Origin of the sequence: Vibrio sp. VB16 (assembly GCF_015594925.2) — a bacterium.
In the GTDB taxonomy this organism is placed as follows: Bacteria; Pseudomonadota; Gammaproteobacteria; order Enterobacterales; family Vibrionaceae; genus Vibrio.
Genome location: NZ_CP087591.1, coordinates 176,106 through 188,213 on the forward strand (window position 1 = coordinate 176,106; position 12,108 = coordinate 188,213).

Annotated in this window: 16 protein-coding genes; 4 read left to right on the top strand and 12 right to left on the bottom strand. The window is 41.5% G+C overall.

Annotated features, from left to right (window positions below; all coding sequences use genetic code 11):
- Nucleotide 1 precedes the first annotated feature (1 nt).
- The 4 genes from IUZ65_RS17340 to IUZ65_RS17355 all read right to left on the bottom strand — a co-directional run bounded on the left by IUZ65_RS17340 (nucleotide 2) and on the right by IUZ65_RS17355 (nucleotide 2,617).
- Complete coding sequence (locus tag IUZ65_RS17340; RefSeq protein ID WP_195705294.1) at nucleotides 2-208, bottom strand: hypothetical protein; 207 nt, start codon at nucleotides 206-208, stop codon at nucleotides 2-4.
- A gap of 197 nt (nucleotides 209-405) precedes the next feature.
- Nucleotides 406-1,320: an SDR family oxidoreductase gene (locus IUZ65_RS17345; protein WP_195705295.1), complete on the bottom strand. Its 915-nt coding sequence runs from the start codon at nucleotides 1,318-1,320 to the stop codon at nucleotides 406-408.
- 10 nt (nucleotides 1,321-1,330) lie between these two features.
- Nucleotides 1,331-1,963: a TetR/AcrR family transcriptional regulator gene (locus tag IUZ65_RS17350; RefSeq protein ID WP_195705296.1), complete on the bottom strand. Its 633-nt coding sequence runs from the start codon at nucleotides 1,961-1,963 to the stop codon at nucleotides 1,331-1,333.
- A gap of 90 nt (nucleotides 1,964-2,053) precedes the next feature.
- Entirely contained in the window at nucleotides 2,054-2,617 is a 564-nt protein-coding gene (locus IUZ65_RS17355; RefSeq protein ID WP_195705297.1) for a TetR/AcrR family transcriptional regulator, read from the bottom strand.
- Between the two features lie 120 nt (nucleotides 2,618-2,737).
- Between IUZ65_RS17355 and IUZ65_RS17360 the strand changes: the two genes are divergently transcribed.
- Nucleotides 2,738-3,301, top strand: coding sequence for a dihydrofolate reductase family protein (locus tag IUZ65_RS17360; protein WP_195705298.1), 564 nt, complete (start codon nucleotides 2,738-2,740; stop codon nucleotides 3,299-3,301).
- Nucleotides 3,302-3,403: 102 nt separating this feature from the next.
- Here the strand turns inward: IUZ65_RS17360 and IUZ65_RS17365 are convergent, their stop codons facing one another.
- The gene (locus tag IUZ65_RS17365) at nucleotides 3,404-4,456 is read right to left on the bottom strand and encodes an alkene reductase (protein ID WP_195706413.1); all 1,053 of its coding nucleotides are present in this window, start codon (nucleotides 4,454-4,456) and stop codon (nucleotides 3,404-3,406) included.
- A gap of 152 nt (nucleotides 4,457-4,608) precedes the next feature.
- On the opposite strand from IUZ65_RS17365, the gene IUZ65_RS17370 reads away from it, so the two are divergent.
- Complete coding sequence (locus IUZ65_RS17370) at nucleotides 4,609-5,190, top strand: TetR/AcrR family transcriptional regulator (protein WP_195705299.1); 582 nt, start codon at nucleotides 4,609-4,611, stop codon at nucleotides 5,188-5,190.
- A 71-nt stretch (nucleotides 5,191-5,261) separates the two neighbouring features.
- On the opposite strand, the gene IUZ65_RS17375 is transcribed toward IUZ65_RS17370, so the two are convergent.
- The 3 genes from IUZ65_RS17375 to IUZ65_RS17385 all read right to left on the bottom strand — a co-directional run bounded on the left by IUZ65_RS17375 (nucleotide 5,262) and on the right by IUZ65_RS17385 (nucleotide 6,938).
- Nucleotides 5,262-5,630, bottom strand: coding sequence for a VOC family protein (locus tag IUZ65_RS17375; RefSeq protein WP_195705300.1), 369 nt, complete (start codon nucleotides 5,628-5,630; stop codon nucleotides 5,262-5,264).
- A gap of 66 nt (nucleotides 5,631-5,696) precedes the next feature.
- Nucleotides 5,697-6,398 carry a helix-turn-helix transcriptional regulator gene (locus tag IUZ65_RS17380; RefSeq protein ID WP_195705301.1) on the bottom strand — a complete coding sequence of 234 codons (702 nt, stop codon included), beginning with the start codon at nucleotides 6,396-6,398 and terminating at the stop codon, nucleotides 5,697-5,699.
- 96 nt (nucleotides 6,399-6,494) lie between these two features.
- On the bottom strand, nucleotides 6,495-6,938 hold the full coding sequence (locus tag IUZ65_RS17385) for a MarR family winged helix-turn-helix transcriptional regulator (protein WP_195705302.1): 444 nt from the start codon (nucleotides 6,936-6,938) through the stop codon (nucleotides 6,495-6,497).
- An 87-nt stretch (nucleotides 6,939-7,025) separates the two neighbouring features.
- On the opposite strand from IUZ65_RS17385, the gene IUZ65_RS17390 reads away from it, so the two are divergent.
- Nucleotides 7,026-7,460 carry a hypothetical protein gene (locus tag IUZ65_RS17390; RefSeq protein ID WP_195705303.1) on the top strand — a complete coding sequence of 145 codons (435 nt, stop codon included), beginning with the start codon at nucleotides 7,026-7,028 and terminating at the stop codon, nucleotides 7,458-7,460.
- 158 nt (nucleotides 7,461-7,618) lie between these two features.
- Nucleotides 7,619-8,005, top strand: a complete 387-nt coding sequence (locus IUZ65_RS17395) for a thiol-disulfide oxidoreductase DCC family protein (RefSeq protein ID WP_195705304.1) — start codon at nucleotides 7,619-7,621, stop codon at nucleotides 8,003-8,005.
- Nucleotides 8,006-8,015: 10 nt separating this feature from the next.
- On the opposite strand, the gene IUZ65_RS17400 is transcribed toward IUZ65_RS17395, so the two are convergent.
- The 4 genes from IUZ65_RS17400 to IUZ65_RS17415 form a co-directional block, all read right to left on the bottom strand.
- Nucleotides 8,016-8,228: a TIGR02450 family Trp-rich protein gene (locus IUZ65_RS17400; RefSeq protein WP_195705305.1), complete on the bottom strand. Its 213-nt coding sequence runs from the start codon at nucleotides 8,226-8,228 to the stop codon at nucleotides 8,016-8,018.
- Between the two features lie 91 nt (nucleotides 8,229-8,319).
- Nucleotides 8,320-8,877 carry a DUF1439 domain-containing protein gene (locus IUZ65_RS17405; protein ID WP_195705306.1) on the bottom strand — a complete coding sequence of 186 codons (558 nt, stop codon included), beginning with the start codon at nucleotides 8,875-8,877 and terminating at the stop codon, nucleotides 8,320-8,322.
- A 265-nt stretch (nucleotides 8,878-9,142) separates the two neighbouring features.
- Complete coding sequence (locus tag IUZ65_RS17410; RefSeq protein ID WP_195705307.1) at nucleotides 9,143-10,738, bottom strand: ABC-F family ATPase; 1,596 nt, start codon at nucleotides 10,736-10,738, stop codon at nucleotides 9,143-9,145.
- A gap of 121 nt (nucleotides 10,739-10,859) precedes the next feature.
- Nucleotides 10,860-12,053, bottom strand: a complete 1,194-nt coding sequence (locus IUZ65_RS17415) for a DEAD/DEAH box helicase (protein WP_195705308.1) — start codon at nucleotides 12,051-12,053, stop codon at nucleotides 10,860-10,862.
- Nucleotides 12,054-12,108 lie beyond the last annotated feature (55 nt).

The window sequence follows — 12,108 nt, forward strand, 5'->3', positions numbered from 1 at the left end:
TTCATGACTCTATATGCTCTATAATTTCCATTTCTATTCCCAACATAATCCGCTTACCCTCAACAGATTCAATATCGAGTTCACACCAACCATCTGTGCTCATAAAGTCTACCGATTGATAGAAGATAGAATTACTCTTATCGATACTGGCAGATATGCGAAATATCCCTTTATTGGTATGTATTCTGCTAATTGAAATTTTTTTCATACCAACGTTTTTTCCTTTGTATATACCGCATCTAATCTCCACGAAGTCTACGTCATCTTCACGAAAACCAACGTCATCCTCACGAAAGTGGGGATCTAATATCACCAAGATTCCCGTTTTCACGGGAATGACGAAGTATTTAACACTAACCGAACAGCATTACTTACATTAGGAGCAATCTATATGGTGATCATGCATCAATGGAATTTGTTTTTTCGCTCGTCTTTCGACTCATCTAATATTGGTGATTCTTTGTGAAAAATGTCTTGAAAGTGATCACATAATTTTCGGTGTCCATAGACTGGTGCAATCATATCCTTTTCCATCACCGTCAGGAAAAACTCCGCAGAACCCGTTAATTTTTCAGGAAGCTTTGCCGCCAAAAACAAGAACATGGTTCTTATCCAATCGGGTAAAAAAGTGATTTTTGGCGTCTTATTTTGGGCCTGAAATGCGAGCTCTGCTATCTCATTCACGGTGAGAGCATCTGGCCCACCGATGTCATACTCAGGCTCATCTTTTTCTACTACATCTATGCAAAATTGCGCTAAGTCTTCACCATGAATGGGATTTAGTTTTACATCACCTTGACCAAAAACATAAGCTCGACCGGATTTTGCCATAGAATAAAATTCTTCTAGGTCAGAGTAATAGCCATTGGGTCTTATCACGCAAGGTTTTAGCTTAATGGATGCAAGGAGCCTTTCAGAAAAACGCTCTTTCGCGTTGAGAAGCCGTACACGCCGATATTTAGGAGCATTAAAGGCAGAGATATAGATAAATTTTTTGACACCTGATTTTTCCGCTTCTTCCAACAGATTAAGATTGGCTTGAAAGTCAACGTCCATAAAACTCAACCCATCCTTTTGACGAGTAATGCCTACACATGAAATCACAACATCTATATTGTTGCAGCACCCCTTTAAAGTACTCACCTCTGTTATTTCGGCGATCTCAATTTGCTTATCAACGAGCCCCATCTTGACCAATTTAGAACGACGCCTCGCCAGAGCTTTAAAGTCTGCCTCTTGTTTGAGCAATTCATTAACAATGTGACTTCCTAAATAGCCCGTCGCACCAGCGACCAGGATACGAGTATTTGGTATATTCATTCGAATCCCTCTAAATTAACTTGGTTAGAAAAAACTGAGTGCCTAATGTTATGTGTTGATCGAGTTGCTTGCTATTCATTACAACTTGTCCGGAAACCCTCGCCTTGTCATAAACCCCACTACGCCAAATATGGAACAAAATATCACCTAAGCGATAGCTATCAAAAAAATCCGACACTATTCCCGCCTGTTCCAGTACATTACCAATTTGACGGATCGCATTTTGTGGGCCTTTCTTAAACAAATCTTGTTTTAATTCTGAATACTCCACACCGGCAGAAAGCATCGCGTTGTCAAAAGCAATCACTCTAGGCTGAGTGATGAGTTTCATCAGATTTGTACCTAGCTTTATCAGTAGTTGTTCTAGGTCTATAGGGTCTTTTACATTCACTTTTTTATCTTGTAAAAGTGGGGTAAGAGCGTTACTGGTGAAGGTCTCGACGTAGGCATTCAATATCCCTTTAAGATTACGAAAGCGGCGATATAGCGTTGCTTTAGATATCTTTGCGGTATTAGCAATTCGTTCTATGGAGAGTTTAGATATACCTTCGTTCGCCAATATGTTGTCTATGGCTTCAAACACTTTCTGTGTTTTCTCATCATCGATAGGGCGGCCTACGGCCTTTTTGTCCGTTTTTTTCATTTTCTGAAGGCTCCGCTCTATATTTATTTGATGTAATTAAATGTACACCACCCAATTATGATACGCAAGCGTACCATAATTAATTATGCCTTATTTAGCATTTTCTAGTGCAATGCAGTAGAAATTAAGCGGCCCTATCAGCATGTCGACATTCAAGTCGACCTTAGCGTTTTTGTTGTTTAACGCTAAGGCATACCCATGTAGGTAATCCACCAATAAATTTAGCGCGTTTGTTCTCTTATCCTCATCAAGGTTCAGTGGTTTAATCACGTCATTAAATCGGTCAATAAACACCTGCGCAGGGCCCGAAGCATCCATAGAAAGTAATGTTTCCAGTAATCCTGGATAATTATCAAGTAATGTCAGATAGCTCGTGGAAAGCTCGGTTAGCTCGTGCTTCCAATCGTCATTAACTTTTGGTTCATAGATATCTTCTATCAGAGAAACCGTAATGGCTTCTAGTAAAGTATTTTTATTGCTGAAATAGTAATAAATGGCCATTGCATCAACACTTAAACTTGATGCCAATTTACGAATGCTCGGAATTTTCCCTTCGTTTTGCATCAAACTTTTCGCCATATCCAAAATAGATCGTGCACTCAATTTATTACTCTTACCTTTTGGGCGACCTCTTTTTTTATCCTTGACAATCATTCTATTCACTCGCTAAAATAATGTTAATTCCTACATTGTAGAATTAATTATAAATCATTCTGAGCTTAAAACCAATGTTTGGATAGTGTGTGCGAGATAAAACAAGAAAGAGGTGTTGAAATGAAATGTTCCCTATATATCGCAACAAGTGTTGATGGCTTTATCGCCAAAAAAGATGGCAATGTAGATTGGTTACATACCGCTGGTAATCTTGACGCCGATTTGGGTGAACATGCGGACATGGGTCTGACTGAATATATGGCATCTATTGATTGCATGATCATGGGTCGAAAATGCATGGAGGTGATTTCAAGCATGAATCTAACGCCAGAAGAATGGTTCTACGGCGATACACGTATTATTGTACTCAGTAATACGCTGAAAAACGCCCCGGATAATATGAAGGACAAAGTAGAGATGTATTCCGGTGATCTTAACGCCTTAGTATCGCGACTTGAAAAAGAAGGCCATCATCATGCTTACATTGATGGCGGTGCGACCATCCAAGCCTTCATTAATCTTCAATTAGTCAACGAAATGACTATTACCCGTATACCCGTGTTGTTAGGCGAAGGCATTCCACTGTTTGGTAAAACATTTAAGGATATACAGTTAGAGCAAGCGCAAGCGATCACCTTTGCGAATGACTTTGTGCAAGAGAAGTATACGGTTAATTACCAATAACACTCTCCTGATAGATACATATACTTAAGCGATGAAAAAAGAGCTAGCACAAAGCTAACCCTATTATTTTTTATCGTTATCAGCGGCAACGAAGCGCTCGCATCATATCAAGCTAGTCAGCATCTCATCTGAGTACTCAATGAGGTCTTTCCCAGTACGAACGCGCTCAACATAGTCCGGGTTAGCAATAAATGGTCGCCCAATCGCAAGCAGATCAAACCTGTCATTCGCGATAGCGTCACTGCCTGTTTCTGCTGTGAAACTGCCTACGCCCACTAACGTCTTGTTATAGATATTGCGAACATAACTTGAAGCGCGACCACCCAGATATTCAAACTCCATCGCATCATCAAAAACGCCAATATGTAGAAAAGCCAAATCACGTTTCTCCAGTTCAGGGACAAGATAGTCGAAGACATCACGATCACGACTGTCACCGGCCATATTGACATAGGCACCGGGAGATACTCGTAGTGCCGTTCTTTCATTGCCGATACGAGCAACAATAGCGTCCACCACTTCAAGTGCGAAACGCGACATATTTTCAGGTGTCTGCCCATATTCATCAATACGGCGGTTACTGTCGTGATGTAAAAACTGGTCAATTAAGTAGCCATTAGCACCGTGAATTTCAACGCCATCAAAGCCGGCATCAATCGCGTTAGCTGCTGCTTGGGAATAGTCGCTTACTAACTGAGCAATTTCCTCAGCCGATATAGCCTTAGGTATTTGATACGTTAATTCACGCATTCTAGGGACACTACCTTCAACCCCAACGGCTGAAGGTGCCATCACATCTTGATTGCCTGTTGATTGATAAAAATGAGGGTGTGCCACGCGACCCGTGTGCCAAATTTGGGCAAAAATTTTGCCGCCATTTTGATGCACTGCATTTGTCACCGTTCTCCAACCGTCGATTTGAGCCGGAGTAAATAAACCGGGCGTATTCGGGTAACCTTGACCATCAGGTCGTATGATTACTGCCTCTGAAATGATTAACCCCGCTTCGCCTCGACGACCATAATAATCGGCCATATCTTGAGTTGGTATTAGGTCATCATCCGCCATGCAACGCGTCAGTGGTGCCATAATGATGCGATTTTTTAATGATAAAGTTTTATTGAGAGCATAAGTTTGAAATAAGTTATCAGTCATAGCGACCTCTGTATCTTGAATGTGCATTCAAGATACTCTTTTGTGAATGAGCGTTCAAGATCTTTTTTGAATAAGCGTTCAATATTGGTTACAATAGTTTCACTAACACAAATTATTACGATAAGAGTCCTAACGAGAGTGACAAATTAATAATGCGAATCGCAGAGTTTGATAGAGAGAAAGTACTACGATCTGCTATGACCTCCTTTATGGATAAAGGTTACAGCAAGACCAGTATGCAAGATTTAAAAGGCGCCACCGGTTTACACCCGGGCTCTATCTATTGTGCGTTCGAAAACAAACGCGGTCTCTTCTTAGCAGCAATAGACCAGTATCATCAGGATAGAATTACAGAGTTCACTGGATTTTTTTCAGGTCAACGTTCGGTGCTTGCTGAGCTTAAATCCTATCTAGATAATATCGTTGTAGAGTGCCAAAGCTGCGATGCCTCTCGGGCTTGTTTATTAACTAAAGCATTGAACGAAGTCACAGAGAACGACGATGAAGTACATGGCATTATCACTCTTCATCTGGCTAACTGGCAGCAAGCAATTACTCAGGTTTTGCAAAGAGCAATTGATCTAAAAGAAATAAGCAGCGACCGCGAGGCCGATGCTCGCGCTCATTATCTGATGATGGGCATATATGGTTTAAGAACATTCGCTCATACTCATCCTCAAGGTGACACCATAACACAGCTCGCCGAACAGCTTTATCAGGACGTATGTCGATAGATAAGCCATGAAGCTTAGTGATTACCCTAGCTTATCAGGTGACCCGCTATTAACGATAAACTAGGGGTCAATTAGAGGTTTTGTGTAAACACCCGAATCCGATGCCCATCAGGATCAATGGCAACAAACGTCAGACCGAAAACCAACTTAGTCGGCATTTGGAGGAATTCGACCTCTTTGGTTTTCCATTGCTCGTAAAGCTCGTGCAGTGTTTTTGAATCTTCAACTACCAAGGATAACTCTGTTCCTCCACCCAGGATGTTAGCCGAAGGTAAAACCTGCGCGAGTTGCTTTAACTCAATAGTGACACCCTCGCCTAAGGAGAAAGAGACGAACGTTGGTGATAAAACCTGTCCCTCACACTCAAAGGTTTTCGTATAGAATTTCTTACTGGTTTCAATGTCTTTGACATAGAGAACAAACGAATCGATCTTAAACATATTATCTCCTAAAGCGATACAGCGTGATTTGATGAGTAATATAACGAACGCGAATGACAGTTCTTGTCAGTAGCGTACGTTTTTCTCACCAATGCCTTCCTTTTGCTGCCACTCTTTCAATAAATCACGACGAGCACGTCGGTACTTTTGTTCAAGTGTCTGCCACTCTTCTATCCTATCAAGCCTAAAATTACGAAATGCCTCTTTTGTTTCACACCAAGCCACCAAAACATAATGCTGCTGAAACAAACCGATAAGAATAGGCCAGATTGTCCGCGCGCTAGGGACTCCTTGCGCATCTACATAGATAATTTTGGTCTTAAATTGTTGCTGGATAGCATGCTTAATGTCAGACAATTCTCTCGTTAGATGTGGTACTTCAATAACAGAAGCCACACGTATGACATCTTCGTTGCGCTTCGCGCTATGATCAACAGGCAATACCGCCGATATCTTTGCGATAGCATTTTTTACTGCCCCACTAAACTCACCATTTGCTTGTTTGGCAACCCAATCGGCGCCTAGCAGGAGCGCTTCTAACTCTTCCAATGAAAACATCAGCGGCGGTAGCATAAACGTCGGCTTTAATACGTAACCAAGCCCCGCTTCGCCTTCAATCTCCGCGCCCTGCGTTTGTAGTGTGGCGATATCTCGGTAGATAGTACGCACACTCACATTTAGCTCATGAGCTAAATGTTCAGCCGAGACAGGGTATTTGTGACAGCGCAGCAATTGGAGTAAGTCAAAGAGTCGTTGGCTTCTAGACATGAAGGCACTTTATCTGTGTAAACGGAAAGGTTACTACATCGATATATCCAACGCTATTCTTAAGTAAGGCAAGATGAAGTTTCACACCGATTAAAATTAGTCTTCAAAATAACGTGCCATTTTTTGAAGTGCCGATAATGTTTGCTTCAATTCATCTTCCGTAAGTATATTTTCCGCTTTCATTGCCCACAATCTTTGCTTTGTATCTAACAGGCGATATATACGCATTCCTTCTTCTGTTAGATCTACATATTTTGCCCTTTTGTGGCTAGGGTTAACGACCCATTCTAATAATCCATCGTTTGCCATTATATCAACGACACGTTGTGTCGCCTGTCGACTCTGTCCCATAGAACGTCCGATTTGAGGGACAGTCAGTAAGCCCTCAGAGGTAACGATAGCGCCCATAACTTTCCATCGTGCACTGCTCAGTCCATATTCCTCTGAAATTTCATCACCCTCGGCGTTCAGCATTCCACTTACCCTAAAAATTTCCAAAACAATTTGGGTAAAGGTTTCCCCTTCTTTTTTTGTAGTCATGTTTTTTTCCATCGCTTATTTGACAACATGTTGTCATATCATTACAATTGACAACATGTTGCTAAACATACTATCATGGAGACATTAATGAAACTCTTAATTCATAGAATATCTGCCATCATTGCGACGCTTTGCGTCGTTACTTTCTTTACATCAACCATAATCGTTGAGTTATTCGGCTCTTTAGAATCGGTAGCACAAGTAAAATCCTTTATCGTATCACCGGGTCTTTTTATTCTTATTCCTGCTATTGCACTAACAGGCGCAACAGGTTTTCTAATCTCTAAGGGACGAAAAGGACGCCTCATTGAAAGCAAGAAAAAGCGCATGCCTTTTATTGCCATGAATGGGCTTTTAATCCTTTTACCTTCAGCGATTATGCTCAACCAGTGGGCAATGGAAGGTAGTTTCGATACTGCATTTTACATTGTCCAAGCCCTTGAACTCATTGCTGGATTTATTAACGCTAGTCTAATGATTCTTAACATTCGAGACGGACGAAAGTTCACACACAAAAGGTAATGATATGAACATAAACACAAAGCCTGCCATTAGAAACAGACATCTTCTTATCAAATGAGATTATTTTACTTGTCCGTTGGTGAATGGAGGGGCTAAGTGATCCAACGTAAAGAAAGGATCGTATCAACATAACTGCAATAAACAATAACGAGACAGCCATGACGCAATTGACCCTATTCTATGACGGAACCTGCCCACTCTGCGCAAAAGAAATGAAGGCGCTTACAAAACAAGATCCTACAAAGCTTATCCAGACAGTCGATATTTACGGTGATACTTTTTTCAATTATCCGCAAATTGATGCCCAAAAAGCGAATACTATCTTGCACGCTCTAGACGATAAAGGACAATTATTACTCGGTTTGGATGCCACGTATCGCGCGTGGCAGTTGGTAGGGAGAGGTTGGCTCTATGCTCCACTTCGCTGGCGTATAATCAAGCCAATGGCCGATTGGTGTTACCTTTATTTTGCCAAAAACAGATATCGCATATCGTTTTGGTTAACGGGTACATCTCGATGTAATAAGGACAGTTGTTCACGCTAGGTGTCTTTACTTATTTCCAGCCAAGAAGCCAATTATCCGTATTTTTCAAGTCGTTCCAGTTTATCGCTTGTGTACGTTTAGAGATAATGGCTTCTATTAAACAATGCATCACTTCATTGCCTTCTATCTCTACCTCTGTGACTAAAAAGTGCTTTTCCTTTTTGATAGGATTAACGGCTGTCCATTTACTATTAAGTAATTTCTTTGGGTTAATTTTGTTCACCAGTACCCTCCCGCTGTTTCATCACTTATCTACGGAAAATTCCGTTAATCTTGTTATGAATAATTAATGAGACCTATTCGCGAATCCCCCTTTAATCAAACAACTCGATCACTAGCTTGTTATTCTTAATGACTAAATTAGGTTTCGCCGATTTAAGCAGTGCTTGCTGAACTTGGTCCCCATCCAGCTTGTAGACCGGGAGTTGAGACAGCGCATGACCAATCATAGAAACCGCCGGTTTTAGAAGCTTCGTTATTTCAGGAGTGAGCTGCTGACTATGGTCATCAAGCTGCTCTAAACGAAGTGATTTTAAAAATATCTCTCCGCTTTCCTGATCATATTCAGGAATCGCACTAAACTCGATATCAAGATCCAGTTCAGTATTCTGCATACTGAACATCTGCACTTGTGCACGAGTATTTGCAAAAACGGAGACGCGCTCTGCATCTGAACGACCAATTTTCACTTTAAGATCGTCAACCGCAACTTGTGCATACATGACATTCTCGATGCCAACTGATTGCTCAAGAACGACACTATCTTGCAGATATTCAGTCATATCTTGCTCTGAGATGCTGTAGCTAGCACAACCACCAATAAATAAGGCTGCGAGTGTTAATGTCACTATTTTTGCTGTTTTTATTATCATCAATATCAACTCTTATTCGTCCGTTAGAAGCACGGCTTTTTATTATTCACAAGATAAACTGTAGCACTAAAAAGTATGGTCCTGACTTCTTTTGTCATTCTTATTGTTTACTACTACCTTCATTAGAAGCAAAGTCTCTAGTGGAGCAGGTGTCAAGTCTGACTTAATTTCCTATGAATATAACGATAGGAAAAACGAGCGAACTTAGTCAGATCAAAAAAGAGCCCTACTGGGCTCTTTTTTACTTGCTTCATTTGGTTTGTGGCTAGCCTTTGACGCCAAGTTTACTTAGGTACTCTTCGTAGCTACCGTGGAAATCACTCACACCATCTTTCGTAATCTCGATAATGCGTGTTGCGATTGACGATACAAACTGACGGTCGTGGGAAACGAAGAACAATGTGCCCTTATAGTTCTCTAACGCAAGGTTAAGTGCTTCGATAGATTCCATATCCATATGGTTCGTTGGTTCATCCATCAGCAATATATTGGCTTTCTGCATGATTAACTTACCAAACAACATACGGCCTTGCTCACCACCGGAGATAACTTTAACTGATTTTTTAATATCGTTTTGTGAAAACAACATACGACCTAAAATACCACGAACAACTTGCTCGTCATCGCCTTCATTCTTCCACTGTCCCATCCAATCAAGCAGATTGAGGTCCTCAGCAAAGTCATGAGCGTGGTCCTGAGCATAATAACCAATGTTGTTATTTTCAGACCATTTAATCATACCTGCCATTGGTTCCATGGATCTAGCAAGGGTATTTAGTAGCGTTGATTTACCGATACCATTTTCACCGATAATCGCAATTCGCTCACCCACTTCAACCATCAAGTCGACACCGTTAAACAAGATATTTTCACCATAACCCTGTTTTAAGCCTTCAACTTCTAACGCATTACGGAACAACTCTTTCTCTTGTTCAAAACGGATAAACGGCGATTGGCGGCTTGATGGTTTAACAGCATCAAGCTGAATTTTGTCTAATTGCTTTTGGCGAGAGGTGGCTTGCTTCGCTTTAGAAGCATTCGCAGAGAAACGGCTAACAAACGTTTGTAGTTCAGCAATTTGCGCCTTTTTCTTCGCGTTGTCTGCATGCAAACGATCACGCGCTTGTTCTGCTGCAAACATATATTCATCGTAGTTACCGTGGAACATACGTAGCTCGCCGTAATCAAGATCAGCCATGTGGGTACATACAGAGTTTAAGAAGTGACGGTCATGGGAAATAATAATCATGGTGCAGTTACGAGCCAACAGGATATCTTCTAGCCAAGCAATCGTATGCATGTCCAAGTTGTTGGTTGGTTCGTCAAGAAGCATGATTTCAGGTTCAGCGAACAGCACCTGCGCCAAAAGTACACGAACTTTAAGACCAGGAGCAACCTCACTCATCAAGCCGTAATGTTGCGCTTCTGGAATACCTAACCCGAGCAGCAATTCTCCTGCTCTTGCATCCGAAGAATAACCGTCCATCTCGGCAAACTCAGTTTCAAGATCCCCTACACGCATGCCATCTTCGTCCGTCATTTCAGGTAACGAATAGATGCGATCACGCTCTTCTTTAATTTTCCAAAGTTCTTTGTGTCCCATTATCACTGTATCAATAACAGTGTAATCTTCATAAGCAAACTGATCCTGGCCTAATTTCGCCATGCGTTCATTAGGATCACAAGAAACGGTGCCACCTGATTGCTCTAGTTCACCACTTAGGATCTTCATGAATGTCGATTTACCACTACCATTGGCACCGATTAAACCATAGCGATTACCGTTACCGAATTTAACGGAGATATTTTCAAATAGTGGCTTATCGCCAAATTGCATGGTGATGTTTGCAGTTGTAAGCACGGGACACCTAATAGTTTTCTTAATTACACAAAAAAGCTGGTCGATACCAGCTTTCCAAATTTGGGGCGATTCTAACAGCTTTTGTGAAGCACATCACTATCAATTATAGAAGAGTGGCGATTTAGCTGTTCTCTTCTCTCTTATGTTTATGCACATAATTTAGAATAGAAATCGGCACCTCTTTTGTTGGTACAAAACCCTCTACTGTTCGACGTTCAATCAGGTGGCCCAAACGACTTTCTATCATGCAAAGGTGTTTGAAGTTGTCTCTTGATACCAATGAAACCGCTTCACCTTGAGCATCGGCACGGCCTGTACGCCCTATTCTGTGCACATATTCGTCAGCAGGATACGGCAGATCATAGTTGATCACGCAGGTAAGGTCATCAATATCAATACCACGTGCGGCAACACCTGTCGCAACCAGATACTTAACTGAGCCATCTTTAAATGCCTCCAGCACGCGAGCACGCGAAGCTTGGTTTCGTCCGCTGTGGAAGGCCTCAGCAGCAATACCGCGCTTTTCTAACTGTGCAACAAGCTTGGCAGAGCCATGTTTAGTTTCAATAAATATCAACGCTTGAGGCCAACTGTTTTCGTTTAACATATGGCTTAACAACGCCGATTTCTTATCTTTATCTACTGTGACTAACCACTGCTTAATATTACTTTTAGAAGCCGCATTTTTAGTAATCGCGATTTCTGTAGCATCATTAATCGCTGTTCTTGCCAATTCGCGCACTGGGTTTGACATCGTCGCAGAAAATAGCAGATTTTGGATGTTCTTGGGCAGACGACCAATAATCTTATTGATATCTTCAATGAAGCCCATATCCAACATTCTGTCCGCTTCATCCAATACTAGAATTTCAGCTTCTTCGAAATGGACTGCATGTTGACCGTAAAGATCTATCAGTCTTCCCGGTGTTGCCACTAGAATATCAATGCCATCAATCAGAGCCTGTTTTTGAGGATGGTAATCAACACCACCATACATAGCCAAAGATTTAAGACCAAGGTGTTTACCGTATTGCACGATACTGCTTTCTACCTGAATCGCAAGTTCACGAGTAGGGACAAGAATAAGCGCACGGAAACGTTTTTTCTTTTGCGTTTCTCCCTTGCTCAGCATCTCCAGTATAGGTAAAACAAAACCTGCCGTTTTACCGGTACCCGTTTGTGCCGCTGCAATAAGGTTTTCACCTTTTAGAACCACCGGAATGGCTTGTTTTTGAATCGTTGTTGGAGATGAGTAACCAAGGTCGGCTACGGCTTTTAGGATAGGATCGCTTAATCCAAGCTTAGAAAATGACATTGTCCGTCTCTAGTAAATTGTTAAATCACGGGCACCATAGCTCGCGATATTTAAA